The organism is Aeromonas encheleia, from assembly GCF_900637545.1.
Taxonomy (GTDB): Bacteria; Pseudomonadota; Gammaproteobacteria; order Enterobacterales; family Aeromonadaceae; genus Aeromonas; species Aeromonas encheleia.
Genome location: NZ_LR134376.1, coordinates 1526880 through 1552303, shown reverse-complemented (window position 1 = coordinate 1552303; position 25424 = coordinate 1526880). Strand labels below are relative to the sequence as shown.

At 63.0% G+C, this 25424-nt stretch carries 28 protein-coding genes; 17 read left to right on the top strand and 11 right to left on the bottom strand.

Annotated features, from left to right (window positions below; translation table 11 throughout):
• The first annotated feature begins 29 nt into the window (after positions 1-29).
• The 5 genes from EL255_RS07430 to EL255_RS07410 all read left to right on the top strand — a co-directional run bounded on the left by EL255_RS07430 (position 30) and on the right by EL255_RS07410 (position 4011).
• Positions 30-1433: an aminotransferase-like domain-containing protein gene (locus tag EL255_RS07430; protein WP_042651454.1), complete on the top strand. Its 1404-nt coding sequence runs from the start codon at positions 30-32 to the stop codon at positions 1431-1433.
• A 142-nt stretch (positions 1434-1575) separates the two neighbouring features.
• Positions 1576-2352: a substrate-binding domain-containing protein gene (locus tag EL255_RS07425; protein WP_052445678.1), complete on the top strand. Its 777-nt coding sequence runs from the start codon at positions 1576-1578 to the stop codon at positions 2350-2352.
• A gap of 15 nt (positions 2353-2367) precedes the next feature.
• Complete coding sequence (locus tag EL255_RS07420) at positions 2368-2787, top strand: COG4315 family predicted lipoprotein (protein WP_042651453.1); 420 nt, start codon at positions 2368-2370, stop codon at positions 2785-2787.
• A 7-nt stretch (positions 2788-2794) separates the two neighbouring features.
• Complete coding sequence (locus tag EL255_RS07415; RefSeq protein WP_042651452.1) at positions 2795-3313, top strand: RNA polymerase sigma factor; 519 nt, start codon at positions 2795-2797, stop codon at positions 3311-3313.
• On the top strand, positions 3298-4011 hold the full coding sequence (locus tag EL255_RS07410; protein WP_042651451.1) for a hypothetical protein: 714 nt from the start codon (positions 3298-3300) through the stop codon (positions 4009-4011). The genes EL255_RS07415 and EL255_RS07410 overlap by 16 nt, the downstream gene beginning before the upstream one ends.
• Positions 4012-4112: 101 nt before the next feature.
• Here EL255_RS07410 and EL255_RS07405 read toward each other — a convergent pair whose 3' ends face one another.
• Positions 4113-4571 carry a GNAT family N-acetyltransferase gene (locus tag EL255_RS07405; protein ID WP_042651450.1) on the bottom strand — a complete coding sequence of 153 codons (459 nt, stop codon included), beginning with the start codon at positions 4569-4571 and terminating at the stop codon, positions 4113-4115.
• A gap of 179 nt (positions 4572-4750) precedes the next feature.
• Positions 4751-5389, bottom strand: coding sequence for a tellurite resistance TerB family protein (locus EL255_RS07400; RefSeq protein ID WP_042651449.1), 639 nt, complete (start codon positions 5387-5389; stop codon positions 4751-4753).
• A gap of 62 nt (positions 5390-5451) precedes the next feature.
• On the opposite strand from EL255_RS07400, the gene EL255_RS07395 reads away from it, so the two are divergent.
• From EL255_RS07395 to EL255_RS07375, 5 genes are all read left to right on the top strand, one after another.
• Positions 5452-6300, top strand: coding sequence for a DMT family transporter (locus EL255_RS07395; protein ID WP_042651448.1), 849 nt, complete (start codon positions 5452-5454; stop codon positions 6298-6300).
• Positions 6297-6596 carry a hypothetical protein gene (locus EL255_RS07390; protein ID WP_042651447.1) on the top strand — a complete coding sequence of 100 codons (300 nt, stop codon included), beginning with the start codon at positions 6297-6299 and terminating at the stop codon, positions 6594-6596. The genes EL255_RS07395 and EL255_RS07390 overlap by 4 nt, the downstream gene beginning before the upstream one ends.
• Positions 6597-6610: 14 nt before the next feature.
• A complete protein-coding gene (locus EL255_RS07385; protein WP_042651446.1) occupies positions 6611-7081 on the top strand; it encodes an acyl-CoA thioesterase in 471 nt (156 codons plus the stop codon).
• 75 nt (positions 7082-7156) lie between these two features.
• A complete protein-coding gene (gene rsmS / locus EL255_RS07380; protein ID WP_042651445.1) occupies positions 7157-7348 on the top strand; it encodes a pleiotropic regulatory protein RsmS in 192 nt (63 codons plus the stop codon).
• A gap of 42 nt (positions 7349-7390) precedes the next feature.
• Complete coding sequence (locus EL255_RS07375; RefSeq protein WP_042651444.1) at positions 7391-7858, top strand: GyrI-like domain-containing protein; 468 nt, start codon at positions 7391-7393, stop codon at positions 7856-7858.
• Positions 7859-7895: 37 nt separating this feature from the next.
• On the opposite strand, the gene EL255_RS07370 is transcribed toward EL255_RS07375, so the two are convergent.
• On the bottom strand, positions 7896-8738 hold the full coding sequence (locus EL255_RS07370; protein WP_042651443.1) for a LysR family transcriptional regulator: 843 nt from the start codon (positions 8736-8738) through the stop codon (positions 7896-7898).
• Positions 8739-8845: 107 nt separating this feature from the next.
• Here EL255_RS07370 and EL255_RS07365 point away from each other — a divergent pair, with 107 nt between their 5' ends.
• Complete coding sequence (locus EL255_RS07365; RefSeq protein WP_042651442.1) at positions 8846-9349, top strand: nucleoside deaminase; 504 nt, start codon at positions 8846-8848, stop codon at positions 9347-9349.
• On the top strand, positions 9342-10565 hold the full coding sequence (locus EL255_RS07360; protein WP_042651441.1) for an MFS transporter: 1224 nt from the start codon (positions 9342-9344) through the stop codon (positions 10563-10565). Before EL255_RS07365 ends, EL255_RS07360 begins: the two co-directional genes overlap by 8 nt.
• Before the next feature lie 52 nt (positions 10566-10617).
• Here the strand turns inward: EL255_RS07360 and rluF are convergent, their stop codons facing one another.
• Entirely contained in the window at positions 10618-11652 is a 1035-nt protein-coding gene (gene rluF, locus EL255_RS07355) for a 23S rRNA pseudouridine(2604) synthase RluF (RefSeq protein WP_042651440.1), read from the bottom strand.
• A gap of 607 nt (positions 11653-12259) precedes the next feature.
• On the opposite strand from rluF, the gene gdhA reads away from it, so the two are divergent.
• Positions 12260-13606, top strand: coding sequence for an NADP-specific glutamate dehydrogenase (gene gdhA / locus EL255_RS07350; RefSeq protein ID WP_042651439.1), 1347 nt, complete (start codon positions 12260-12262; stop codon positions 13604-13606).
• Between the two features lie 121 nt (positions 13607-13727).
• On the opposite strand, the gene EL255_RS07345 is transcribed toward gdhA, so the two are convergent.
• Both EL255_RS07345 and EL255_RS07340 read right to left on the bottom strand, forming a co-directional pair.
• Positions 13728-14096, bottom strand: coding sequence for a VOC family protein (locus tag EL255_RS07345; RefSeq protein ID WP_042651438.1), 369 nt, complete (start codon positions 14094-14096; stop codon positions 13728-13730).
• Between the two features lie 280 nt (positions 14097-14376).
• On the bottom strand, positions 14377-14964 hold the full coding sequence (locus EL255_RS07340) for a histidine phosphatase family protein (RefSeq protein ID WP_042651436.1): 588 nt from the start codon (positions 14962-14964) through the stop codon (positions 14377-14379).
• A 242-nt stretch (positions 14965-15206) separates the two neighbouring features.
• Here EL255_RS07340 and EL255_RS07335 point away from each other — a divergent pair, with 242 nt between their 5' ends.
• On the top strand, positions 15207-15497 hold the full coding sequence (locus EL255_RS07335) for a hypothetical protein (protein ID WP_042651435.1): 291 nt from the start codon (positions 15207-15209) through the stop codon (positions 15495-15497).
• Positions 15498-15837: 340 nt separating this feature from the next.
• Positions 15838-16938: an LPS O-antigen chain length determinant protein WzzB gene (locus EL255_RS07330; protein ID WP_042651434.1), complete on the top strand. Its 1101-nt coding sequence runs from the start codon at positions 15838-15840 to the stop codon at positions 16936-16938.
• A gap of 115 nt (positions 16939-17053) precedes the next feature.
• On the opposite strand, the gene speA is transcribed toward EL255_RS07330, so the two are convergent.
• On the bottom strand, positions 17054-18955 hold the full coding sequence (speA, locus tag EL255_RS07325; RefSeq protein WP_042651433.1) for a biosynthetic arginine decarboxylase: 1902 nt from the start codon (positions 18953-18955) through the stop codon (positions 17054-17056).
• Positions 18956-20010: 1055 nt separating this feature from the next.
• Between speA and pepT the strand changes: the two genes are divergently transcribed.
• Positions 20011-21234 (top strand): peptidase T, encoded by a 1224-nt coding sequence (gene pepT / locus EL255_RS07315; RefSeq protein ID WP_042651432.1) that lies wholly within the window; start codon positions 20011-20013, stop codon positions 21232-21234.
• A gap of 131 nt (positions 21235-21365) precedes the next feature.
• Here pepT and EL255_RS07310 read toward each other — a convergent pair whose 3' ends face one another.
• The 4 genes from EL255_RS07310 to EL255_RS07295 all read right to left on the bottom strand — a co-directional run bounded on the left by EL255_RS07310 (position 21366) and on the right by EL255_RS07295 (position 24355).
• A complete protein-coding gene (locus tag EL255_RS07310) occupies positions 21366-21668 on the bottom strand; it encodes an Rdx family protein (protein ID WP_218388356.1) in 303 nt (100 codons plus the stop codon).
• Between the two features lie 82 nt (positions 21669-21750).
• Complete coding sequence (locus EL255_RS07305) at positions 21751-22872, bottom strand: adenosylhomocysteinase (RefSeq protein WP_042651430.1); 1122 nt, start codon at positions 22870-22872, stop codon at positions 21751-21753.
• A 185-nt stretch (positions 22873-23057) separates the two neighbouring features.
• Positions 23058-23795 carry a hypothetical protein gene (locus EL255_RS07300; protein ID WP_042651429.1) on the bottom strand — a complete coding sequence of 246 codons (738 nt, stop codon included), beginning with the start codon at positions 23793-23795 and terminating at the stop codon, positions 23058-23060.
• A complete protein-coding gene (locus tag EL255_RS07295) occupies positions 23795-24355 on the bottom strand; it encodes a YceI family protein (protein ID WP_042651428.1) in 561 nt (186 codons plus the stop codon). Before EL255_RS07295 ends, EL255_RS07300 begins: the two co-directional genes overlap by 1 nt.
• A gap of 109 nt (positions 24356-24464) precedes the next feature.
• On the opposite strand from EL255_RS07295, the gene EL255_RS07290 reads away from it, so the two are divergent.
• Positions 24465-25367 (top strand): LysR family transcriptional regulator, encoded by a 903-nt coding sequence (locus tag EL255_RS07290; protein ID WP_042651427.1) that lies wholly within the window; start codon positions 24465-24467, stop codon positions 25365-25367.
• Positions 25368-25424 lie beyond the last annotated feature (57 nt).

The following is a 25424-nucleotide window of genomic DNA, read 5'->3' as shown; positions in this document are numbered from 1 at the left end:
AAATACACCTATAACAGTTAGGGCGCACCATGTCCCGTTACAGCCAGCTGGCAGCCTTGCTGCAACAACAGATAGAGAGCGGCCTCTGGCAACCGGGGGAGCGCATCCCCTCCATCCGCCAGAGCTGCAAGACCCACACACTCAGCCCCATGACGGTGCTGCAGGCCTATCAGCTGCTGGAGAGCCGCGGCCTGATCCTGGCCAGGCCCCAGTCCGGCTACTACGTCAAGGCCGCCACCTCCCCGCTGCGGGCCAGCGCCCCCCAGCAGGCGCACTACAGCGGCTCGGTGGACATCAACGATCTGGTGTTCGAGGTGCTGCAGGCGAGCAAGTCCCGCGAGCTGGTGCCGCTCGGCATGGCGGTGGCGGATCCCGCGCTCTTCCCCCATCCCCAGCTCGGCCGGGCGCTGGCCAGCTGCATGCGCCGTCTCGACCCCTTCAGCACTGTCGCGGATCTCCCCCCCGGCAACGAGGCGCTGCGCCGCGCCATCGCCCAGCGTTACGCCGGCGATGGCCTGGCGGTCGACCCTCAGCAGATCATCATCACCACCGGCGCCATGGAGGCGCTCTCCCTGAGCCTGCAGGTGCTGACCGAGCCGGGGGACTGGGTTGTGGTGGAGTCCCCCACCTTCTACGGCGCCCTGCAGGCCATAGAGCGGCTCAAGCTCAATGTGGTGGAGATCCCGGTGATCCCCGGGGTCGGCATCGATCTCGCCCTGCTGGCCGAGGCGCTCGCCCAGCGCCCCATCAAGGCGTGCTGGCTGATGGGCAACGTCCAGCACCCCCTCGGCCACACCATGCCAGATGGGCACAAGCAGGGGCTGATGCAACTGCTCAACCGCCATGAGGTGCCGCTGGTGGAGGACGACGTCTACGCCGAGCTCTATTTTGGCCGCGATCGCCCCAGGCCCATCAAGCATTGGGACGCCCGGGGCGACAGCCTGCTGTGCGGCTCCTGGACCAAGTGCCTGGCGCCGGGCTTTCGGGTCGGCTGGGTGGTGGCGGGGCCCCATGCCGAGCGCATCCAGCGGCTGCAACTGATGTCGACCCTGTCGACCAATGTGCCGAGCCAGCTGGCGCTGGCCGACATGCTGCGCCAGGGCGGGGTGGATGCCCACTTTCGCCGCCTGCGCCACACCCTGGCCCAGCGCCAGCAGCAGATGCGGGCGGCCCTGCTGCGCCTCTTCCCGGATGAGGTGCGCATCTCGACCCCGGACGGCGGCTACTTCCTCTGGCTGGAGTTTGACCCGACAATGGACAGCCGATCCCTGCACGCCCAGGCGCTGGCCTGCGGCTTCTCGCTCGCGCCGGGGGCCCTGTTCTCGAGCCAGGGTCAGTACAACCACTGCCTGCGCCTGAACAGCTCCCACCCCTGGAGTCCGGCGCTGGAGGCGGCCCTGACACGGCTGGCGGCGCTTATCCACCGGCAATAGGTCCGCCAGCCCTGGCCTCTCGGGCTGACATTCTTCTGCCCGCCAAGGCCCCCCTGGCGCCTCGTCATATTTATTTTTCCGTCACTGCATCCAATTGCCTCCCTGCTTCGTCTCTCTGATAACCCTCAATCAAGGAGAGATGATGAAACCACAATTCCCCTGGCTGCTGCTCTGCTCGGTCTGCCTGCCGCTGCAGGCGGTCCCCGCCCCCCATCAGGCCGCTGACGGCACCCTCCGCCTCTATGGCCCGGGCGGGCCGGACAGCGCCCTCAAGCGGGCGGCCCACGCCTTCCAGCAGGAGACCGGGATCCGGGTCGAGGTCACCGCCGGCCCCGAGGCGAGCTGGCGCGACAAGGCAACCCTCGACGCCGATCTGATCTTCGCCGGCGCCGAGCAGTCCATGTCCGCCTTTCTCGAACGCTACCCCTTCCTCGATCGCCAGAGCGCCCACTCCTACTACCTGAGGCGCAGCGTCATCGCCGTGCAGAAAGGCAATCCGGCCGGGATCACCGGCATCGAGGACTTGATCAACCGCCCCCTCAAGGTGGTCGTGACCGAGGGGCTGGGCAGCTACAACACCTCGGGCACCGGGCTCTGGGAGGACGTCGCGGGGCGCAAGGGCAAGCTGGCGGATGTGCAGAAGCTGCGGCGCAACATCGTCGCCTTCGAGCAGGGCAGCGGCGCCAGCTTCCGGGCCTTCACCGGCCAGAAAGCCGATGCCTGGATCACCTGGGTGCACTGGCCCCTGAACCACAAGGACAAGGCCGATTTCGTCGAGATCGAGCCCGAACGGCGCATCTATCGCGGCCTGCTCATCGCCAGGGCCGAGGGGGCCGATACCAGCACCCAGACCTTCATCAACTTCATCAACAGCCCCAAGGGCGAGCCGTTCTTCACCCAGGATGGCTGGACTCGTTAACCCAAGGAGATACCCATGAAAAACACCCTCATCGCCCTCGCGCTGCTGCCGTTTGGTTCACTCTGGGCCATGGAGATCCAGCCGATCCCCAGCGCCGAGCAACTGCCCGTCGCCCGGATAACCGAGCACGGCAAGGCCTATCTGGTCGATCCCCTTGGCTTTAGCCTCTACCGCTTCGACAAGGATTCCCAAGGAAAATCCACATGTTATGCTGAGTGCGCGCAAAACTGGCCCCCGCTCCTCGCCAGTGCAGCCGAGGTCAAGGCGGGACTGGGCAAGGCGGCCGACGCCGGCTTTGCGCTGCTCCAGCGACAGGACGGGCAATATCAGTGGAGCTACCGCGGTCATCCTCTCTATCGCTGGGTCAAGGACTCGGCCCCCGGCCAGAGCAGCGGGGATGGCGTGAAGAATGTCTGGCACCGCGTCCAGCTATGAGGTCTGAGTGAACATCGACAGCCAACAACTCACCCACCTGCTGGCACGCTGCCGGCTCAGGGACAAGCGATCGTTTGAAGCCCTCTACCAGCTGACGGGCCAACCGCTGTACGGCATGCTCTATGGCCTGCTCAAGGACAAGCAGTGGGCCGCGGACATACTGCAGGAGGGCTTCCTGAAGATCTGGCATGGCCAGAGTGCCTATCCCGTCGACTATCCCTGGGCCTGGCTCTGCCAGTGCATGCGCAACCTGGCCATCGATGCCTTGCGCACCCGGGCCCGCCAGGGGGAAGTGCCATGGGATGAGGGGGCCGAGGGCCATACCGAGGGGGCACATGCCCCCTCTTTCGCCCTCGATCGCTGCCTGGCGCAGCTCTGCGCCGACAAGCGCAACGCCATAGTGCTGGCCTATCGGCACGGCCTGAGCCATCAGGAGATAGTCACTCACACCCAAAGCCCGCTCGGCACCGTCAAGTCCTGGATCCGGCGCGGGCTGGAGGAGCTCAAGCAATGCCTGACCCAATGACCCCCCGTCGCTATCGGGATCCGGCGCTGCGCGAGCGGCTCGCCGGCGAGTATGTGCTGGGGACCCTGAGCCCACGGGTGCAGGCCCGGCTGACCAGTCTGATGGCGCGGGATCCCGGCTGGTGGCAGTGGGTCGAGCAGTGGCAACGACACCTGGATCCCCTGCTGCGCGGCGGCGACAGCGCCCCGCCCCTGCCCCGCCAGCTCTGGCGCCGCATCGAGCAAGGGATCTCTCCCTCACCCAGACCCAGACGGCTGTGGTGGCCGCTGGCCATGGCCGCCTCCCTGCTGCTGGGGCTCTGGCTGCAGCCGCTGCTCCCCTGGCAGGCACCGACCGCCATCGAACCGGTGCGCTATCTGGCCATGATGTCCTCCGCCCAGGAGGAGGCCCCCTTCGTGCTGGTGGCCTATCAGGGCAAGCGACCGGGTCAGTCCAGCATCCGCCTGCAGCAGAACCAGGCGAGCCCGCTCACCCTGCCCGCCGATGCCATGCTCTGGATGCGGGACAAGGGCTCCAAGGCCCTGGTGCCGCTCGCCCCGCTGAGGGAGGTCATGGGCGGTCGCTTCCTGACCCCGGGGGAGTGGCAGCAGCTCAAGGCGAGCAGCGAGCTGCTGGTGATGAGCGGCGAGAAGGGCAGCGAGCGCCTGCTCTATCGCGGTCACTGCATCGAGCTCGGCCCCTGGCCGGCGCAGAGTTAGGCCACTGGGGCGGTACCCGCCCCCGGCACTCCTGAGTGCAAGCCCCCCAGGATAACAACAAGGCCCCGTGATGGGGCCTCGTTGGTCGGAAGAGACCCGGCTTATCGGGCGTAGATCTCGGACTGCCGTTTAAAGCCGAGGGACTCGTAGAGCGACTTGGCCCTGTCGTTGAATGACATGACTTCCAGCTTGATCTGGCTCGCATCCCGGGCCCTGGCCCAGTCGTCGCAATGGGCGATCAGCGCCTTGCCGATGCCGCGGGATCTGTGGCCTTCATCCACCACCACGGAGCCGATGCGGCAGATGGGCAGCCTGGTGAGGAAGGGGACTGATTCATTGATGTCGATCCTGGCGCTCAGAAAACCCAGCACCCGATCCTCTGCCACCGCCACGCAGAACAGGCGTCCCTCGGCCGCGATGGCGTCGAGCAAGAAGCCTCTCTCCGCCGCCGAGGGGGGACAAAAAACCTCGGGGGCCTGCGCAAAGTGGATCAGCCCTATTTGCCGATTCAGCTCCATGATGGCGTCAATATCCTGCTCGCCTGCCTTGCGTATCTCCACTGCCTGCTCCTTGTCCTGTCGCTTCCCTGTTGCGTCAAACTGCCCTCTCACCCTGGGGTGAGAGGGCCCATCATAGTGGGAGGATCACGCAATAAGAAGGGGGGCGCGGCTAAAAAGTGGCTCAAATGAGCAACAATAATGACCACGGCCCCAGGCCGGCACGCTAGTGCGAGCGCGGGTTACAGCTGGGCCACCTGCCGCTCTATGCTCCCCTTGAGGTTGTCATCGAGCTTGAGGGCCCGCGCCAGCTCATCCAGATAGCCGCGCTCCATGAAGTGATCCACGTCGATGGCGAGCAGGGAGGCGAGGTAGACCTCGGTGGCCTGCTCCATGTCGGTGACCTCCCGGGCCAGCGCCTGGGGATCCAGCGGACGGGCGAGCTCGGCATCGATCCAGCGCGCCGCGTCGCGCTGGCCCTGCTCGGTCAGGTACTGCTGGATCTTCTGGCGCTCGCTGTCGTCGATGTGACCGTCGGCCCGGGCGGCCGCCACCATGGCCCGCACCAGCAGGGTGGCACGGGCATCCAGCGCCTGGCCCTGCAGGGTATCGAGGGGCTGGCTGGGTTGAGCGGCCCCGCCCTGCTGGGCCTGCCAATCCTGATAGAGCTTGTAGGCCAGCCCGCCGAGGGCCGCCGCACCGCCCACCGCCGCCACCTTGCCGCCATATTTGCGCATCTTCTTGTTGCCCAGCAGCAAGGCCATGGCCCCGGCCGCCAGGCCGCCCTGCGCCACGCCCTTCATCTGCGCCTTGCGGCTGTCGCCGCCGTCGTTGAGCCAGCCCTTGCCAGCTCCCATCAATTGCTCCAGCATCTGTTTCATGAGACCTCCTCTTTGCATGGGTTTCCATGCTGGTCCGCGCCCACTGAACTCAAGGTGAATGGATGCCACTGCCCCGCCTGCTGCTGCTGACCCTGCTGACGCTGACCGCGTTCGCCGCCAACTCGGTACTCTGCCGCCTGGCCCTGTTCGAGGAGCAGATGGATCCGGCCCTGTTCACCCTGCTGCGGCTGACCAGCGGCGCCCTGATGCTGCTCCTGCTGTGCCGGGTCCGCCACCAGTCGCCGCGCCAGGGGGACTGGGGCGGTGCCCTCGCCCTCATCGCCTACGCCGCCCTGTTCTCCTTCGCCTACCTCACCCTGACCGCGGGCACCGGCGCCCTGCTGCTGTTTGCCGCCGTCCAGCTCAGCATGCTGGCGCCGCCCCTGCTGCGTGGGGAACCCCTGCCACGGCGCCAGTGGGTCGGCCTGCTGCTCGCCATGGCGGGGCTGGTGCTGCTGGTGCTGCCCGGTATCCGGGCGCCGGATCCGCTGGGGGCCGCCATGATGATCGGCGCCGGCATCGCCTGGGCCTGCTACACCCTGCGGGCCTCGCGCTTTGGCGATCCCATCGCCGCCAATGCCGGTCACTTCCTGCGCGCCAGCCTGCCGGCGGCCCTGCTCTACCTGCTGCTGGGCCGGCTCGAGGCCAGCCCGGCCGCCATCGGCTACGCCCTGACCTCGGGCGCCCTCGCCTCCGGCCTTGGCTATGCGCTCTGGTATCTGGTGCTGCCCCAGCTGGGACGCACCCTGGCCGCCAGTGTCCAGCTGCTGGTGCCCCTGCTCGCGGCCCTGGCCGGGCTCATCTGGTTGGATGAGTCCTGGTCGCTGCGGTTGTTATTGTCATCACTGGGCATTCTGGGCGGCATTGCCCTGGTCATCTCGGGACGCCCCCCTTCAGGAGACAAACCATGAAGATCGCCATACTGCTGCTCGGCTGCAGCCTCTCCACCGGCCTGCTGGCCGCCATCGAAGACAGGGAGGCCCAGCAGGCCAAGCTGGATGACGCCTGCCAGCAGGCCCAGCAACAGCTGATCGGGCAGGGCAAGCAAGAGCGCGTCGACGGCTGCATCGAGGAGGGTGGCAAGGCGGCCAAGTGCCAGCAGGAGTTTGCCAGCTTCGGCCAGCGCGAGGGCAACAAGCGCCCCGATTTTTCCACCGTGCCCGCCTGTCAGCAGGCCGAGGCCTATCGCAAGAGTTATCGGCAATGAGCCGAGGAGAGAGCATGACCCCACCCCGCGAGCTGACCCTGCAGTTTCTGGCCGAGCCCGCCGACGTGAACTTCGGCGGCAAGGTGCACGGCGGCATGGTGATGAAGTGGATCGATCAGGCGGGCTACGCCTGCGCCGCCGGCTGGTGCGGCGGCTATGCGGTCACCGTCTACGTGGGGGGCATCCGCTTCCTGCGCCCCATCCAGATAGGCCAGTTGGTGGAGGTACACGCCCAGGTGATCCACACCGGCACCACCAGCATGCACCTGGCGGTGGATGTCTACAGCCGCCACCCGGCCAACCGGGAGCGCCACAAGACCACCCACTGCATCATCATCTTCGTCGCCATGGACGAGACGGGTACCCCGACCAAGGTGCCCCAGTGGCAGCCGGTCTCGGCCGCCGACCACCAGCTGCAGCAGTACGCCAAGAAGCTGATGGCCCTGCGGGCCGATCTCGACAAGGAGATGCGCCAGCATCTGTGACCCCGCTCGCCTTGCCCGAGGTGGGTGATGGCCCTGTATAATGGCCGCTCTGAGACAGGAAGAGGGGAGAAACCGATGTCACTGGAAAACGCGCCACCCGAGGTGAAACTCGCGGTGGATCTCATCGAGCTGCTGGAGACCAACCAGATCGATCCGACCCTGGCCCTGGCGGCGCTGGCCATAGTCCAACGGGACTATGAGCGAAAGATCCAGCAAGGCGCCGAGCAAAAAAACCAGCAGGACGAGCAGGATAAGCAAGCCGGGTGAAGGCGCGCTGAGCTCACACCGCAGCACCACCCAGGAGACGCCATGACAACACCCATTCGTTTCGAGAGCGGTCGCCCTATGTTGCTGGGTGGGCTGCGCCGTCACCATCTGTTCCAACAGGGGAACTTCGGTGGTCAGTGGCGCGACTTCGGCGCCCTGGGCCCGTTGCCGGGCCAGCTGGGGGAGCATGCCTACGGCGTCATCTGCGGCGCCGACGCCACCGGCTGCGAGTACATGTGCGCGGTGGAGGTCGCCGCGCTGGAGGTGTTACCCAAGTCCCTTGGCCGGATGCGCATCCAGGCGCAGAGCTACGCCGTCTTCCTGCATAGGGGCCATGTCGATGCCCTGCCGCAGACCTGGCAGCAGGCGCTGGACTGGCTGGCGCACTCCGATTACGAGTCTGCCCACAGGCCGGATTTCGAGCGCTACGGCGCCGCCTTCGATCCCCTCACCGGCAGCGGCGAGGTGGAAGTCTGGCTCACCGTGCGGCCCAAACAGGCCATCGCCTGAGCGAGCCAACCCTCAATCGCTGACTTAAATCGCTGACTCAGCCTGGCCCCATCACCTGATCACACAGATCGATCAGCGCCTGGCTGAGCCGGGTCAATGGCTCCCCGCCGCCCGCCCCCAGATGCAGCGCCAGCTCAATCGGCGGCACCGACGGCCAGTGTGACAGCTCCAGCTGATCCGGCAGCAGCAAGCGCCGCGGCAAGAGACTGACACCGATCCCCGCACTGACCGCCCCCTGCAGGCTGGCGAGGCTGGCGCTGACATAGGCGATACGCCAACGCCGCCCCAGCCCGTCGAGGGTCTCCGTCAGTTGCCGCCGATAGAGCCCCTCGCTCGGAAACACCACCAGCGGCACCGGATCCCGCTCGCTGGCGTGCCAGTCGCGGCTGTCGACCCAGGCGAGCGGCTCGCGCCAGCTGGCGATGGGGCTGCCCTGACCGTGCCCCTGCTTGACCAGCGCCAGATCCAGCTCCCCCGCCTCGAATCGCTGCCACAAGGCGTGGCTGAGATCGCTCTGCACCTCCAGCCGGACCTCAGGGTATTGGCGGGCGAAGGCCGCCAGCGCCGAGGTCATGGCCTCGGCGGCGAAGTCCTCCGGCACCCCCAGACTCAGCGGCTGGCTCGCCTCGCTCAGCTGCTGCTCGGCCTGGGCCAGCAGCGCCAGGATCCGGCGCGCCAGCCCCAGCAAGGTCTCCCCCGCTACCGTGGTCACCACCTGGCGTCCGCTCCTGTCCAGCAGCGGGCAGCCGAGCTGCTGCTCGAGGCGCCGCATCTGCTGGCTGATGGTGGACTGGGTCAGGTGGACGCGCTCACCGGCGCGGGTGAAGCTGCCGGTCTCTATGATGGCGACAAAACTGCGCAGCAACTGGGGATCCAGCATGTCCGATTCCATTTATAAAACCACTGATTGCCATTCTATCATTTAATTTCCAAATGACCCGATGACCCGCTAGGCTGCCGCCACTCCCTCTCTGCGCAGGATCTGCCATGTCACCCGCCCCTCAGTCCGGTACCCGCCTCGTCAACTCCCTGACCGCCCTCTCCGATCCCACCCATCAGGAGTGGCTGGAGCAGGTGCTGCACCTGGCCCTGACCCATCGCCAGCAAGGGGGCCGCCCCTTCGCCGCCCTGCTGGTACGGGACAACCGGCTGGTGGCGAGCGCCGTCAATCGCATGCTGGAGAACGGCGACCCCACCCGTCACGCCGAGCTGGAGGTGCTGCGCGAGGGGAGCCAGCAGGGGCCGCTGGCGGGCACCATCGTCTACGCCAGCGGCCACCCCTGCCCCATGTGCCTGAGCGCGCTGGTGATGAACGGCATCAGTGCCGTCTACTACGCCTTCGACAATCAGGATGCGGCCCCCTTCGGCTTCGACAGCACCGCGAGCTATCAGCGGCTGGGGTTGGCCCTCAAGCCGCCGCCCCTGCCGCTGATCAAGCTGCCGAGCCCCATCCCGGCCGCCACCCTCTACGGCGATCCCTGCCATGAGTAAGCAGGGAGCTGGCGCCCTGCTGGTGCTAGTGATGCTGATCGGCATCAACCTGCGCCCCTTCCTCACCGCCATAGGGCCGCTGGCGGGGCGGATAGATGCCCGGCTGGCGCTCGGCATGGACAACCTCGCCTGGGTGACCCTGCTGCCCCTGTTGCTGATCGGGGTCGGCGTGCTGTTCACTCCCACCTTGCTGAGGCTGACCAGCCCGCGCCGCCTGCTGGCAGCAGCGCTGTTGCTGCTGGCGCTGGGCAGCGCCCTGCGCTTCGATCTGACCAGCGGCGCCCTGCTCATCGCCAGCGCCGCCCTCTGCGGACTGGGCTCGGCACTGGTGCAGGGGGTGCTGCCCGGTCTCATCAAGGGGGCCTTCGCCCGGCGGGTGCCGCTGGTGATGGGGATCTTCTCTGCCTGCATGATGGGAGGCGGGGCGCTGGGCGCCATCCTCAGCCCCCATCTGGCAGAGCGGCTCGACTGGTCGCGAGTGCTCGCCTTGTGGAGCCTGCCGGTGCTGCTGGCGCTGATCTGGCTCGGCTGGCTCGGCTGGCGAGTAAGGCTGCCGACGGCGACCAGGGCCCCACAACCACAGGGGGAGCAGCAGCTGATCGGCCTGCCCCGCAGTTGGCTGCTGATCGGCTGCTTTGGCATCATCAACAGCGGCTATGGCATAGTCGTGGCCTGGCTGGCGCCGGCCTACATGGCGCAGGGCCTGAGCGCCCAGCAGGGGGGTGAGCTGGTGGCCTGGCTGGCACTGGCCCAGACCCTGAGCGGCCTCGGCCTGCCCATGCTGGCGGCGCGCAGGCTGGATCGGCGCCCCTGGATGGGGCTCGCCATCCTTGCCCAGGCGCTGGGCTTCGGTGGCCTCTGGCTGGCGCCGGCCAGCGCCCCCATCCTCTGGTGCATGCTGTGCGGCGCCGGGCTCGGCGGCAGCTTCTCCCTCATCATGGTGATAGCGCTGGATCACCTGCCAGACCCCAGACGCGCCGGCGCCCTCAGCGCCCTGATGCAGGGCTTCGGCTTCATGCTGGCGGCCACAGGCCCCTGGGTGGCGGCCAGGCTCTATCACGCCAGCGGTGACTTTGCCGCCGCCTGGCAGTGGCAGCTGGGAGGGCTGGTGCTGATGAGCCTCTTGGTGCTGCGCCTCGATCCCCGCCACTACGCCCGGGTGATGCGACAGCCCGCCCCGGCCCCGCTGCCAGCCCAAAGCAATACACCGGCCTAGGGCCGGTGTATTGGGGAGTGCAAGCTGGGCTGGCACGAGTCAGCGGGGCCTGTTAGCGCCCCTTCTTCTGCCGTCCGGCCTGGTTGGAACGCGGTTTGGCCGCGGCGGGTTTGCCGCCCTTGTTGGACGCACCTTTACCTGCGGCGGCTTTTCCTGCGCCACCTTTGCCAACAGTCCCCTTGCCTGCGGGGCCCTTGTTCTCGAACGCCGCGGGGCCCGGCACATTGGGACGCCCGCCTATCTCGTGATCATCATCCCGGCGCGGCTTCTTGCCCAGCGCCGGTTTGCCATTCTGACCCGCTTGGACCTTGGCGCCCTGAGCGCCGGCCGCCTTGGGTTTCTCCCCCTTGGCCGGCTTCACCTCGGAGGAGGAGTCCTCGATCAGCTTGAACAGCTCGATCAGCTCGTCATCGGTGAGATCCCGCCACTCCCCCACCGGCAGTCCCTTGAGGCTGACGTTCATGATGCGGACGCGCTCGAGCTTGGTGACCTCGAAGCCGAAGTGTTCGCACATGCGGCGGATCTGGCGGTTCAGCCCCTGCACCAGGGTGATGCGGAACACGAAGGGCGCCTCTCTCTTCACCTTGCACTTCTTGGTGACGGCGCCGAGGATCGGCACCCCGGCACCCATGCCCCGGATAAACTCGTCGGTCACCGGCTTGTCGACGGTCACCAGATACTCTTTCTCGTGATCGTTGCCCGCCCGCAGGATCTTGTTGACCAGATCGCCGTGGTTGGTCAGGAAGATCAGCCCCTGGGAGTCCTTGTCGAGCCGGCCTATGGGGAAGATGCGGGTGCTGTGGTTGACGAAGTCGACTATGTTGTCCTTCTCCCCCGCCTCCGTTGTGGAGACTATGCCCACCGGCTTGTTGAGCACGATGAACACCAGGCTGTCGGCCTCCCGCGCCTCGATCGCCTGACCGTTGACCTTGACCAGATCCCCGGCGAACACCTGGTCCCCTATCCCGGCCCGCTTGCCGTTGATGAAGACCTGGCCCTGCTCGATGAAGCGATCGGCCTCACGGCGCGAGCAGATGCCGCTCTCGCTGATGTACTTGTTAAGGCGCATGGATTCATCAGCCAGCATGGGTCACCTGCCAGAGTATTGGGTTGAAGAGGGTCGTCGACTGGGTCAGCCGGGTCGTCATCGGGTTAGTCTGCATACCATTCCATCTGCAAAAAGCATCTTCAAAAAAGGCAAAGCCTGCGCATTCACCAAAAAAACGCCGCTACAGTAGCATATTGCCCCGCGCCATACGCCGGATAGTTGCGCCCGGCCGCCTCAGGCCGTCGCCGTCGGCCCCATCCATCCCTGTTCGCCAAGCCATCTTTGCCCCTGCCGATCGGCGTGCCTTGGTTCCTCGCGCGGGCCAAACCCTACCCCAAGCCGGGTGGTGACACAAGTAAGGGCGCCGACCGAAACCTGCCGAGAGACTAGCTGGCGCTCCAGACCGGAAAGAGAGAACTATCACTTGCTATTTATTTAACAAAAATGCATAAAAAGATTTTCAGCGGCGCAAATTATTATACCTGTTTCGGCCATGACGGGCGCCAGCTCGTGATTGTCGGCAGCCATTGTTGTTGAACAAATTTTTATCCGTATTCACTTTCTAACTCGAACATAAATCTGAATGCGGGCCATGATCCCTTCTCTGGCATGACGCCAATATGATCTTTCACTACAGGAGTTACAGATGAGTCATTCCCTCTCCCAGGCGGCGTTTCTCGACCAGGTGGCCCAGCGCAATGCCCATCAGCCGGAGTTCATTCAGGCGGTGAGCGAGGTGGTTGCCTCCATCTGGCCTTTCATCGAGCGCCACCCCCGTTACCTGCAACACGGCCTGCTGGAGCGACTGGTGGAGCCGGAGCGACTCATTCAGTTTCGCGTCAGCTGGGTGGATGATCGGGGCCAGGTGCGGGTGAACCGCGGCTACCGCATCCAGCACAGCTCGGCTATAGGTCCCTTCAAAGGCGGCATGCGCTTCCACCCCTCGGTGGATCTCTCGGTGCTCAAATTCCTGGCCTTCGAGCAGACCTTCAAGAACGCCCTCACCACCCTGCCCATGGGTGGCGGCAAGGGTGGCAGCGATTTCGATCCCAAGGGCAAGAGCGAGGGGGAAGTGATGCGCTTCTGCCAGGCGCTGATGCTGGAGCTCTATCGCCACCTGGGGGCCAATACCGACGTGCCGGCCGGTGACATCGGCGTGGGTGGGCGCGAGGTGAGCTACATGGCGGGCATGATGAAGAAGCTCACCAACAGCGCCGAGTGCGTCTTCACCGGCAAGGGGCTCTCCTTTGGCGGCAGCCTGATCCGCCCGGAGGCCACCGGCTATGGCCTGCTCTACTTCGTCGAGGCCACTCTGGCCCACCGTGGCCAGTCCCTGGCCGGCATGACGGTGTCGGTGTCGGGCTCGGGCAACGTGGCGCAATACGCCATCGAGAAGGCGATGGCGCTCGGCGCCCGGGTCATCACCGCCTCCGATTCCGGCGGCACCGTCTATGATCCGGACGGTTTCACCCCCGACAAGCTGGCACGCCTGATGGAGCTCAAGAACGAGCAGCGCAAGCGGGTCGCGGATTACGCCCATGAGCTTGGGCTGGAGTTCTTCACCGGCCGCACCCCCTGGCACCTGCCGACCCAGGTCGCCCTGCCCTGCGCCACCCAGAACGAGCTGGATGCAGAGGATGCCGCCGCGCTCATCGCGGGCGGTGTGCTGCTGGTGGCCGAGGGTGCCAACATGCCGAGCAGCGCCGCCGCCATCCAGGCCTTCCACGCTGCCAAAGTGCTGTTTGCGCCAGGTAAGGCCGCCAACGCGGGGGGCGTCGCCACCTCCGGGCTCGAGATGAGCCAGAACGCCCAGCGCCTCGGCTGGAGCCGGGAAGAGGTGGATGCCCGTCTCAAGGGGATCATGACCAGCATCCACGCCACCTGCGTGCGCTACGGCCAGGACGAGGAGGGCCATGTGAACTACGAGAGCGGCGCCAACATCGCCGGCTTCGTCAAGGTGGCCGATGCCATGCTGGCGCAGGGAGTCTGCTAATACTGCGGGGAATGGCTTAGGGCCGATGCCTCAAGCACCCAAACACAACACGGCAGCCCCAGGGCTGCCGTGTTGTTTACGCCTTGGCCGCTCCCTGTCATTCAGGGCGCCGCACCTCGGCTCAGAGGTAGCAACTGATCTCGATAAGGTTCTGGTCCGGATCCAGGCAGTAGACCGACTCTATGGGCCCGCAGGCCCCGGACTTGGTGACGGGCCCCTCCACTATCTCGACCCCGTGACTGGTGAGCTGGGCCATGACCAGGTCCAGGGGCCAGCGGGTGATGAGGCAGAGATCCCCAGAGCCGACACAGGCCCGATTACGCGGCTCCTGCCCCAGCAGTTGCAGGTTGATCTTCTGGTTGCCAAAGCGCAGCGCCCGCCGCCCCGCCCCGAAGCTGATGGCCTCCATCTTGAATGCACCGCTGTAAAACGCGACCGAGCGATCTATGTCGCTGACCGTCAATACCAGATGGTCGATATGGCTGATCATGATTCTTCCCCCCTTGCCACAATATCCAGCCTCCATCATAACCGGCGCCATCGCGGGAAACTGTGCCATTGCGTGGGAAACAGAGCTTAGTTATCTAGAACATGGGCAATCTGGTAACGGGTCAAACTACCAAATGTCCCGACTCTTGTGTGTTATCACCATCCTCGGCAAGCATGGTTCGAAGGCCGTGCTTTACCAGAATATTGCGCGGCTCATCCCGGAGTAACCCAACGCTCCACATGCCAATGGGTCTCACCCACGGGGGAAGGCTCATCGGGGCTTAGCACTGAATGCGTTCGATCCGGCCGCCGCTGAGCTTGAAGAAGGCATCCTGTGGCAGCTCTTGGCGCCAGGTGGTGGCATAGTCGAGATCGGCATAGGCGCCGCGCAGCATGGCGCCAAGCAGGCCGTGGGAGATGACGATGGCACGCTCGGCAGTGGCGGGATCCATCAGCCAGCCCTGGGCCCGGCGCTGGATGCTGTGAAAGTCCTCCCCGGCGGGGGCCTGCAGATACCAGTCCGGCTTGCTGATATCGAGTTCGGGATGATCTTCCAGCAGATCCGGCACCCGGCAACTCTCCCACTCCCCCATGCCCAGCTCCACCAGCCGCTCGTCCCAGACGATGCGCTCGCTGTCGAGCCCAAGCTGCTGGCACACCAGCTGCGCCGTCTGCCGGGTACGGCCGAGGGGGCTGGCATAGACAGTCCAGCTGGCGGGGTCGCTCAACTGTTCGCGCAGACGGGTCCCCATGGCGATGGCCTGCGCCTCTCCTCTAGCGGTCAGATCCGAGTTGCAGCGCCCCTGTAGCCGCTGCTCGGCGTTGTAACGGGTCTGGCCGTGGCGCAGCAGATAGATGATGCGAGACATGGGTTCTCCTGTGAGGTCAAAGAAAGAGGGGAAAGAGGCTGGTCGGGATGATAACAGAGACGAGGACCCATACCGGAACCCATCCCCGCCAGTGGCAACCCAGATGGTCATTACGCCGCCTCGGCCGTCTGGTTAGGCTGGGCCATCAAAAGACCCGTACGAACCTTTATTGACCTTCTCCATAACAGCAGCGGCGTGATAAGGAGGGGCGATCGGATCGAGCCATTCAAATGAGGCAGCCCATGGCGAAGTACCAGTTTCTCACCATACCGGCATCCAACCGGCAGAGTTATACCTATCTCGATGCCGACTCTCCCACCTTTACCCTGGAGAGGAACGCGCTGCTGGCCCAGGGCTTCGAGGTGGAGGACGATTTCATCTACGCCAACACCCCGGCGGAGGCGGTGGAGAAGTACAGATCCAACTTCACCTATGTGGCGGAGGAATATGCCCAGTCCAACGCCATCTATGCCGTCTTCAGCCTCCTGGTGGTGATTGGCAAGTCTCTGTTGGGCCGTAAAAGAAGGCATTAACAACAAGAGAATGGCCGGTATCTATCATCCAATAACTCGGACAGTGCATTCCCAGAAAGCGAGAGTACAGATTGCTGCGTCAGTCTTTATAAATGGGGCGCCATTACACAAGCTCACACCAAGAACACCACTACCCATCAAAACAGCCCGAAGATAAAACATTAAATAAACATTAAATAAACATTAAATAAACATTAAATAAACATTAAATAAACATTAAATAAACACAAAGACCGATGCCATCTATTTTTTTCATCTAAAAGTAATAAATAAGCGGATGAAAGAAAGTCAAAAATACAGTATAAAAGAGCACCTACGACAAATATTGACCAGTTGAACAATGAGCAACAAAAATAACAATGCAATCAATTACAGCATAAATAGCAAACCACTCAATGATGAAATAGATCTTGTTGAACTGACTATCTTATTATGGAAGAAGAAGTACCGCATTCTTCTTGTAACCTTTATCTGTGGTTGTATCGGATTATTATATGCCGTAGTGGCTCCCGAACAGTGGACAGCTAATGCAACCATATATCAACCTAAGCAACGAGATACTCTGGAGCTTGATCGGCTAAGAGCCGCCCTTGAAATACAAGGATTAGCCGGCGCTAAGAATAATAACTCTATCTACAATGACTTTTTACTAGAGTTTAAGTCTTACGATAATATCAGCGATTTTTTACAAAACACCTCTCAATTTAAAGAGTATATTGTAGAGAATAAATTAGACTCGTTGGCGCAGCAACGTTTGTTAAGAACATGGTCTGAGTGGATGACGATCGAACCTGCAGACAAGAAGGGTGAGCAGCCAGGCATACACCTTTCTTTTTCTTTTTTTAAAAAAGAGGATGCCTTATCGCTGCTGACAGGATATATAAATTATATCATTTTATTACAAAGCGAAGAGTTACTCGATATTTTAGAAAATAATAAAAATAGCCAACTCAGTACGCTCAAACTAAGAATAAAGATGAGAACAGAGGATGCACAGCGCAATCTGGCAGGAGAGATAGAGAACATTGATTACAGCATGAGCATTGCCAATGCTGCCGGGGTGAATAAGCCATTGGAAAACTTCAGCTATGGTGATCGCTTCCCTATTACCCTCGGCAAAGACGGGTTAGCTAAAAAATTGGCCATCCTTAAGTCACTAAAGCCTGAAGAGTATATGCCGGAGATCATGGAATTGAATGTACAGCTTAACAGGTTAAAAGATATCAACCTTAATAAGTTAGAGTTTCGTCCATTCTCTTATCTGGATACCCCGAGCCAACCGCTAACGAGAGACAAGCCGAAACGCCCGCTGATCGTTGTCTTGGCCACTATGCTTGGTGGGATGATGGGTGTCGCACTGGTGCTACTTAAGCACGCATTCAGGCAAGATAGAAACAAAGACGAATATGATTACCGACCACGCTTGGCTAACGTGGGATGAGTCAATGTTGGCGTCATAATTTTATATAGCAGCTTTTTCCCGCTAAATGCGAAACAAAAACGGCGCCCGAAGGCGCCGTTTTTTAATCCCGCTATGCGGGGAACAAGCCAGAGGCTTATTCGTCTTCCAGATAGGCGTAACCTTGCAGACCCAGCTCCAGCTCGTCGAGCAGGGCCTTGCGGGTCGCATCGTCCAGCGCCGGGTGGGAGACGATGCGCTGGTAGTTCTCGCGAATGACGGACGGGTCTATGTTGACGTAACGCAGCAGCTGGTCGACGGTGTCGCCGCGCACCACGTTGCGAATGTCCATCTTGCCTTCCTCGTCGAGCCACACTTCCGCGCAGTGGGTGTCACCGAACAGGTTGTGCAGATCCCCCAGGATCTCCTGGTAGGCACCGACCAGGAAGAAGCCGACGTGGCACACTTCGTTCTCGGCGTACTCCGGCATCGGCAGCGTGCTCTCGACCCCCAGACCGTCGACATAGTGTTCGACCTGACCATCGGAGTCACAGGTGATGTCCATCAGGATGCCACGGCGGGTGAGCGGACGCTCGAGCCCGGTCAGCGGCATCACCGGGAACACCTGACCTATGCCCCAGGCATCCGGCAGGGACTGGAACAGGGAGAAGTTGGCGAAGCACTTGTCGGCCAGCTTCTCGGAGAGCTCGTCGGCCAGGGCGCGGTGGTTGCGGTTGACCGGGTTGAGCAGCTCTTTGAGCGCCAGACAGGTGTTCTGGTGCAGCATCTCGGCCCAGGCACGTTGCTCCAGATTGAGCAGGCCCATGGTGTACTGGGTGTTCACATCGCCCAGATCCGCCACCGAGTCGTGGAAGATCTCCAGCAGGGAGGGATCTTCGCTGCGCAGGTCCAGCCAGCCCTTCCACATGTTCTGCAGAATGGTCGGTGCGTCTTCATCCGGCGCGCTGATGTCGCTCATCTCCACCCCTTCGGCACCAATCAGATTGGTGACCAGCACGGCGTGGTGAGCGGTCAGGGCACGGCCGGACTCGCTGATGATGGTCGGATGCGGCAGGTCAAACTCGCGGCAGACATCACCGATGCCCCACACCACGTTGTTGGCGTACTCGGACAGGCTGTAGTTGGCGGAGCAGTGGCTCTGGGAGCGGGTGCCCTCATAGTCCACACCCAAACCACCGCCGACGTCGACCACATCGATGGGCACCCCTAAGCGACGCAACTCGGAATAGAAGCGGCCGCACTCGCGGATACCGCCCTGGATGTCACGGATGTTGGCGATCTGGGAGCCGAGGTGGAAGTGCAGCAGTTGCAGGCAATCGAGCTTGCCCAGGCTGCGCAGGCGCTCGACCAGCGCCAGGATCTGGGAGGCGGAGAGGCCGAACTTGGACATGGAGCCGCCGCTCGATTCCCACATGCCGGAGCCGGTGGAAGCGAGCTTGGCACGCACCCCGATGTTGGGCTTGATGTTGAGGCGAGCTGACTCGTCCAACACCATTTCCAGCTCGGAGGGCTTCTCCACCACTATGTAGACCTTGTGGCCCATCAGGTTGCCCAACAGGGCGTGGCGGATGTATTCGCGGTCCTTGTAACCGTTGCAGACGATCACCGAGCCTTGCTCATGGTGATGGGACAGCACGGCCAACAGCTCCGGTTTGGAGCCCGCTTCCAGCCCAAGCCGCGGCTTGTCACTGTAGGACTGGCTGATGGTCTCGATGACGCGACGCTGCTGGTTTACCTTGATCGGGTAAACGCAGAGGTAATCCCCTTCATAGCCTGACTTCTCGATGGCCTGACCGAAGGCGTTGAACAGCGCATCGACCCGGCTCTTGAGGATGTCGGGGAAACGCAGCAACACGGGGGTGGTCAGCCCGGACTGGCGCAACTGTTCGATGGCATCGGAGATGACGATATGCGCGTCAGGGCGTGACTTGTCGGGGGCGACGGTCACATGACCGGCGTCATTGATATTGAAAAAACCCGCACCCCAGTAGGGAACGTTGTAGACCTTCAAGGAGTCCTTGCTGGACCAGTTAGTCATGGGCTATGCCTCGCAAATGAGCGGCCAGTAGGCCGCCTTCGTTACCCTCAATCACATCCAGACCATCTATTGCACACAGTGGCAAGCCAAGGCTTGCCTGCTGGAAGCTTGAAAGCAACCTGCCTTGCGGCGGTTAGCTTCCATCGCTGCCAGACCCTCTGTGCGCACATCGCGGCAAGCCTTAAGGCTGCCTGGTGGATTTTGGGAAGTAACGAGTCTTGATGTGGGGCTGGTGGCTTTACATCAAGCTCAACGGTATGCGGTACCACCCTATGGCGGCGCCGCGGTACTTTGATGACAGACAGCATCAGCCACGCCATCTGTTCATCATTCGGCAGCCATCACGACGACAAGGGAGGTTTCAAGGAAGGGAAGCGAAGGCGTCAGCACGCGAACGTGTTGATAGACGACAACCACCACAGCCTGCTCAACACCAGTGACCGCCCATGACAAGGGAAGATGATGAGCCGTCGGCTCACTCGGTCAGAAGGTGGATGAGAGTCTGTTGTTCTCCCTGATACCGGAGCCTAACCGGTATTAAAGAAACCATACCCTAGCAGTGTCTGTCGTTTCTGCGTGCCTCGCCCTATAGGCGTAAGATCCTCCGGTGTCTGGCGGCTCTGCCTGCATCAGGGTTACCCTCGGATCGGCGCGGAGTGTACACACTTACCGCCGACGGTGACAATAAAAAATAGTGTTCAAAAACTGGTTTTAATAAGTCGATCAAATCTTGCTGCCAACAAGGCTGGCACTGGGATGGCAAGGGATCGCCTCCCTCCCTATTACCCCTGGAAATAACAGGTGAACAGGCCATTTTCCCCCATGCCTTGCCACTACAGGGCCGAGCCGGCATCAGGCCCCTTCACAAGTGATTAACCACGCTTTAATTTAGAATTATTATTCAAAAAAGTGACCGAGACACCGACCATAGCACCACCGAACGGGTATCTTGCGCGATCTTCTGCAAAAAGTGCGTCAAAAACTGCGCTGACGCAATAAGCGATCCGACCTGATTGCTCACAATGGTGCCTCTCTAATCGGTCTGAGGCCTGCCCATGGATACCCTGCTTGAGCGTTTTCTGCGTTACCTGACTTTTCATACCCGCTCCGATGCGTGCAATCCCGCCTGTCCCAGCACTGAGGGTCAGCTGATCTTCGCCCGCGCCCTGCGCGATGAGATGACACAGCTTGGCCTCAGCCAGGTCACGCTGGATGACAATGGCTACCTCACCGCCTGCCTGCCGGGCAACCAGCCGGACGCCCCCGCCATCGGCTTGATTGCCCATATGGACACCGCCGACTACGAGGCCGAGCAGGTTGTGCCCCAGATCATCGAAAACTATCAGGGGGGAGATATCTGCCTCGGCAAGGGGGACGAGGTGCTGGCCATCCGCCAGTATCGCTGCCTGAAGAACTACCTGGGCCAGGATCTCATCACCACCGACGGCACCACCCTGCTGGGGGCCGATGACAAGGCCGGCATCGCCGAGATCCTCAGCGCCGTCGCCCAGCTGCAGACCAACCCCGAGATCCCCCGTGGCGACCTCTGGCTTGGCTTCACCCCGGACGAGGAGATAGGCCGCGGCGCCAACCTGTTCCCCCTCGACCGTTTCCCGGCGCGCTGGGCCTATACCGTCGACGGCGGCGAGCTGGGGGAGCTGGAGTACGAGAACTTCAACGCCGCCAGCGCCACGGTGCGCTTCATCGGCAACAACGTGCACCCCGGCACCGCCAAGGGCGGCATGATCAACAGCCAGACCCTGGCCGCCCGCTTCCATGCCGCCATGCCCCCCGAGCAGACCCCGGAGTGCACCGAGGGCTATGAGGGCTTCTTCCACCTGGCGCAGATGCGCGGCACTGTGGAAGAGACCGAGCTGCACTACATCATCCGCGACTTCGATGACGACGCCTTCGCCGCCCGCAAGGCCCAGCTCAAGGAGCGGGTCGCCTCCCTGCAGCTGGACGCCCCCAAGGCACGCATCGAGCTGACCCTGACCGACAGCTATCGCAACATGCGCAGCCAGATCGAGCCGCACATGCACATCGTCGAGCTGGCCAAGGCCGCCATGCTCGCCGCCGACGTGACCCCCAAGATCAAGCCGATCCGCGGCGGCACCGACGGCGCCCGCCTCTCCTTCATGGGGCTGCCCTGCCCCAACCTGTTCACCGGCGGCCACAACTTCCACGGCAAGCACGAGTTCATCCCGTTGCAATCCATGGAGAAAGCGGTCGCCACCCTGGTGGAGCTGGTGCGACTGACGGCCGCCTACCGGGATTGAGGGGGCGCTCGCGCGGCGGCTGTCGAGGGGATCGCCGGCCGCAGATGAGCGCCGCGTTGACGTCAACAAGCAGAAGGGAGGCCAGTGCCTCCCTTCTGCTATTCAGTCTGCTGCTATTCGGTCACCGCGGTTCATTCACCGGCCGGCTTGCGATCCGCGTGGCCCAGATCCCGCTCCGGCGCGATGAGGTCGCGCACCCGCTGCTTGATCTCCTTGGCCTCGGGGAAGCCCTCATCGGCCACCCTGTCCCACACCTGGACACCGTTCACCAAGATCTTGAACTCCCCCTTGCTGGCTGGCACCAGTGCCACCTCCCCCAGGTCACTGTCGAAGGTGGAGAGCAGCTCCTGGGCCAGCCAGGCGGCGCGCAGCATCCAGCGGCAGAGGGTGCAGTAGCGGATCTCGATACGAGGCTTGAGGCTGGGTTGTGCCATTTCTGTCATGGGGTGACTCCGTCAAAATCGGCCTGCGGGGGATGGGAAGCGCTCATGCGCCACCCGGCATTCGGGATGGCGCTCATTGCACGACGCCGTGAAAATCCGCCAGCCAGTGGCGGGCTATGGTGCTCATGGTGGTCTGTGGCAGATCGAACAGCCCGGGCAGCGTCTCCTGGCGGGCCAGCTGACGCACCCCCTCGATGATCTCCGCCAGCACCAGATAGACGTATTCGCCGATGACGGCGCCGTGGACGAAATTGATCGCCTCGCCGTGGTTGAGCAGGAAGATGATGCTGCCATCCGGCCGGGTCAGCGCCAGCACATGGGGGCACACCTCCTCGCTCGGCCAGGGCAGCAGGGAGAGGTAGAACGCAAATTCGTCATCGGCGGAGGTGACCGAGGCCAGCATGGCGCCGGGGCGCAGCGCCTGCAGATCGTCGAGATCCAGCGAGCCGTTGCCGGTGGAGCAGATCACCAGCTCGGCCCGCTTGAGCGCCTCGGCCTTGCCCACCAGCTTGAAGCCGTGGGAGAGCGCCTCCACCTGGCGCAGCGCATCCGTCTCCACCAGCTCGAGATGCAGGTTGCGGCACCGCAGCTCGCGGGCGATGCTGCGCCCCACCTTGCCGTAGCCGAACAGGGCGGCCTGGCAGACATTGAAGGTGCGATTGAGGGTGCGGGCCAGGGACTCGGCGGAGTAGACCACACTCAGGCCTATCTGGATGTCCTCGGCCTGCTTGAGCGGGCTGCGCGCCACCGAGATGACGGGGGCGGCCAGCGCCTCCAGCTCGTAGCGCTGGTGACCGTTCTCTGTCATCTCCACCACCCCGAGAAAGCGCGCCCCGAAGTGCTCGCTCAAGATGGCCTGGGTCCTGGCAAAGTAACCGCCTATGTCCAGGATGATGAGCCGCTCGTGGGCACGGACCAGGGGGGCTATCTGCTCGATCACCCCCTCGGGATCGTTGGTCCAGTGGCGGTTGAGGGGCAACACCGGGTAGTGCTGCTGGGCCCAGATCAGGGTCGGTCCGTGAACTGATTTGGGTTTTGGCAAGATGGCACCGATCCGCCCTATCTGATCGAGGGTCTGGATGAAATGGGGTCGATCGGGGAGCAAATGGGTGACCAGCAGGATACAGAGGCCTTCGAGGCGTCCCTGCTCGGTGAAATGGCGAAAAAACAGATGCTCAGATCCTTGACTGCGCAACTGTGGCCTCCTTAGCGCGCCGCAAACAAGCAGGCAAACAGAACCCGGCATAGCCGGGTTCTGTGTGTGTCCAGATAATTGAAAATCCTTTTTATCTGAAACCACCATGGCGCTCAATCTTTATCTGTACAGACTATGACTGACTCATCAAATAATGAGGTAATAGCATGTTTTTCATGCAGAAATTAATAAAGTGATGCTTCTGGCCACACCCACCACAGACTCAGACCGGCGCCGATCCCCGCCACCAGGATCAACAGGCCCCAGCGCGTCAGCCAGGGCTGCTTGCCCAGGGCCCACTCCAGCAGCGGCAGCAGCCAGACCGGCAGCAGCACCAGCAGCGGCACCTCCACATACTGCCAGGCGAGCATCTGCACGAAGGCCAGCGCCAGCGCCAGTGCGCCAGGCGACGCCTGGACGCCGGTCAGGGCAGCGAGCAGGGCGCGCAAGCCAGCGAAGGCAGCGAGGGCTCCCGCCAGCTGGGCGATCAGCAGGCTGCCATCGATGCCGATGACCAGGGCCAGCCAGATGAAGCCGAGCGCAAAGCCAAGCCCCTCCCGGCTGTCACCGCGCCACCCGGTCCAGGCGAACCAGGCGATGGCGGGCAGCAGGGCCAGCCAGATCCGCGGCTCTGTGCCAAGCACCGAGGCCAGCCCCTGCCACCACACCAGGGCGGCGAGCACCGCAAACAGCGCCAGGGCGGCGCGCTTGTCGACCAGCTGGGCCACGATGGCGGGCACCAGCAGGCACAGCGGCAGCCATTGCCACGCCTTGGCGGGCAGGCCGTAGGCGCCGCCCAGCAGGGAGCCCACCAGCCAGAGGGCCAGTGCCCCCCACAGATAGCCCAGCCGTGGCCAGCGCCATGACAGCAAAGCGGCCCCCAAAGGAGCCGCCAGGGTTTGTAGCAGGAGTGCTGCGCCCATTACTTGCGCACGCCTTCGACGAACAGGTTGATGCTCATCTCATCCGGAATGCCGGGCAGCATGTAGCTCACGCCAAAGTCGCTGCGCTTGATGGTGGTGGTGGCATTGAAGCCGCTGCGGTAGCCGCCCCAGGGATCCTTGCCTTCGCCGATGTGGACCATGTCGAAGGCCACTTCCTTGGTGACGCCGTGCAGGGTCAGGGAGCCCTTGAGCACGCCCTTGTCCTTGCTGCCTTCATAGCCGCTGCTGACGAAGGTCATCTTGGGGTACTGCTTCACGTCCAGGAAGTCCGGGCTGCGCAGGTGCTTGTCACGGGGCTCGTGGTTGGAGTCCACGCTGGCGGCATCGATCTCGAAGCTCGCCTTGGCCGCGGCCGGGTTGGCCTCGTCCATGCTGAAGGTACCGCTGAAGGTGTTGAAACGACCGACCAGCTCGGAGAAGCCGAGGTGGCCCACCTTGAACTGGACTGTGGTGTGCGCCGCGTCGACATCATAATCGGCCGCCATCAGGGGGGCCGCCATAAACAGGCAGGAAGCCAGCAGGGCCTTGGTCATTTTCATTCGGTTCGTTCCTTCGTTAGGGGTTCACATCGATACTCGAAATGCTAACCTCCCAGTAGCAATAGATAATCATCGATTTATTAAAATAATTATCAACTGAGAGTGGAATATGGACCAGATAGCCGCCATGCGTACCTTCATCAAGGTGGTGGAGTGTCAAAGTTTTACCAAGGCCGCCCACCAGCTCGGCATCTCGGTCGCCATGACCTCCAAGCTGATGCAGCAGCTGGAGGAGTCCCTGTCGACCCGGCTGCTGTCACGCACCACCCGTCAGGTCAACCCGACCGAGGCGGGCCAGTTCTACTACCAGCGCTCCCAGGCGTTACTGGCCGAGCTGGAGGAGACCCACAGCCAGCTCACCCGCAACAACCAGCAGCCCCAGGGCACCCTCAAGCTGTCGGTGCCGATGGATTTTGGCTACCTGCACCTCTCCCCCGCCCTGCCGCTGTTTCGCGAGCGCTTTCCCGACCTGAAGCTGGAGATCGAATACAGCGATCGGCGGGTGGCACTGGTGGAGGAGGGCTTCGATCTGGCGCTGCGCATCGGCAACCTGCCTGACTCCTCCCTGGTCGCCAAGCCGCTGGCCATGATGCGGCTGGAGGTGTGCGCCAGTCCCGCCTATCTGGCGCGCCGCGGCACCCCGAGCCAGCCGGAGGATCTCAAGCAGCACGACTGCCTCATCTACACCCTGACCCAGCCGGACTGGGTGTTCAAGCGCAAGGGGGAGCAGTTGAGCGTGCGCCCGCAGGGGCCGCTGCGGGCCAACAACGGGGTGGCGCTGACCCGGGCCGCCTGCGATCACCAGGGCATCATACTGCAGCCCACCTTCATCGTCGGGGATGCGCTGCGCTCGGGGGAACTGGTCTCACTGCTGCCGGAATGGGACAAGGGCCAGGTCGGCCTCTATGCGCTCTATCCGCACCGCCGCTTCGTCTCGGCCAAGGTGCGCTGCTTCATCGAATTCGTGCAGGAGCGCTACCTCGCCCCCCACTACTGGGATCGCGAGGCCTGAGGCGGGGTTTGACTGGATGTGTGTGACAGCACGGCCTCGACGCCCATGATGGGAAGC

Excerpts from the sequence above, each read along its gene's own strand:
- EL255_RS07430 (WP_042651454.1), top strand. The coding sequence starts at position 30 with ATGTCCCGTTACAGCCAGCTGGCAGCCTTGCTGCAACAACAGATAGAG.
- EL255_RS07425 (WP_052445678.1), top strand. The coding sequence starts at position 1,576 with ATGAAACCACAATTCCCCTGGCTGCTGCTCTGCTCGGTCTGCCTGCCG.
- EL255_RS07420 (WP_042651453.1), top strand. The coding sequence starts at position 2,368 with ATGAAAAACACCCTCATCGCCCTCGCGCTGCTGCCGTTTGGTTCACTC.
- EL255_RS07410 (WP_042651451.1), top strand. The coding sequence starts at position 3,298 with ATGCCTGACCCAATGACCCCCCGTCGCTATCGGGATCCGGCGCTGCGC.
- EL255_RS07400 (WP_042651449.1), bottom strand. The coding sequence starts at position 5,389 with ATGAAACAGATGCTGGAGCAATTGATGGGAGCTGGCAAGGGCTGGCTC.
- EL255_RS07395 (WP_042651448.1), top strand. The coding sequence starts at position 5,452 with ATGCCACTGCCCCGCCTGCTGCTGCTGACCCTGCTGACGCTGACCGCG.
- EL255_RS07390 (WP_042651447.1), top strand. The coding sequence starts at position 6,297 with ATGAAGATCGCCATACTGCTGCTCGGCTGCAGCCTCTCCACCGGCCTG.
- EL255_RS07385 (WP_042651446.1), top strand. The coding sequence starts at position 6,611 with ATGACCCCACCCCGCGAGCTGACCCTGCAGTTTCTGGCCGAGCCCGCC.
- rsmS (WP_042651445.1), top strand. The coding sequence starts at position 7,157 with ATGTCACTGGAAAACGCGCCACCCGAGGTGAAACTCGCGGTGGATCTC.
- EL255_RS07375 (WP_042651444.1), top strand. The coding sequence starts at position 7,391 with ATGACAACACCCATTCGTTTCGAGAGCGGTCGCCCTATGTTGCTGGGT.
- EL255_RS07370 (WP_042651443.1), bottom strand. The coding sequence starts at position 8,738 with ATGCTGGATCCCCAGTTGCTGCGCAGTTTTGTCGCCATCATAGAGACC.
- EL255_RS07365 (WP_042651442.1), top strand. The coding sequence starts at position 8,846 with ATGTCACCCGCCCCTCAGTCCGGTACCCGCCTCGTCAACTCCCTGACC.
- EL255_RS07360 (WP_042651441.1), top strand. The coding sequence starts at position 9,342 with ATGAGTAAGCAGGGAGCTGGCGCCCTGCTGGTGCTAGTGATGCTGATC.
- rluF (WP_042651440.1), bottom strand. The coding sequence starts at position 11,652 with ATGCTGGCTGATGAATCCATGCGCCTTAACAAGTACATCAGCGAGAGC.
- gdhA (WP_042651439.1), top strand. The coding sequence starts at position 12,260 with ATGAGTCATTCCCTCTCCCAGGCGGCGTTTCTCGACCAGGTGGCCCAG.
- EL255_RS07345 (WP_042651438.1), bottom strand. The coding sequence starts at position 14,096 with ATGATCAGCCATATCGACCATCTGGTATTGACGGTCAGCGACATAGAT.
- EL255_RS07340 (WP_042651436.1), bottom strand. The coding sequence starts at position 14,964 with ATGTCTCGCATCATCTATCTGCTGCGCCACGGCCAGACCCGTTACAAC.
- EL255_RS07335 (WP_042651435.1), top strand. The coding sequence starts at position 15,207 with ATGGCGAAGTACCAGTTTCTCACCATACCGGCATCCAACCGGCAGAGT.
- EL255_RS07330 (WP_042651434.1), top strand. The coding sequence starts at position 15,838 with ATGAGCAACAAAAATAACAATGCAATCAATTACAGCATAAATAGCAAA.
- speA (WP_042651433.1), bottom strand. The coding sequence starts at position 18,955 with ATGACTAACTGGTCCAGCAAGGACTCCTTGAAGGTCTACAACGTTCCC.
- pepT (WP_042651432.1), top strand. The coding sequence starts at position 20,011 with ATGGATACCCTGCTTGAGCGTTTTCTGCGTTACCTGACTTTTCATACC.
- EL255_RS07310 (WP_218388356.1), bottom strand. The coding sequence starts at position 21,668 with ATGGCACAACCCAGCCTCAAGCCTCGTATCGAGATCCGCTACTGCACC.
- EL255_RS07300 (WP_042651429.1), bottom strand. The coding sequence starts at position 23,795 with ATGGGCGCAGCACTCCTGCTACAAACCCTGGCGGCTCCTTTGGGGGCC.
- EL255_RS07295 (WP_042651428.1), bottom strand. The coding sequence starts at position 24,355 with ATGAAAATGACCAAGGCCCTGCTGGCTTCCTGCCTGTTTATGGCGGCC.
- EL255_RS07290 (WP_042651427.1), top strand. The coding sequence starts at position 24,465 with ATGGACCAGATAGCCGCCATGCGTACCTTCATCAAGGTGGTGGAGTGT.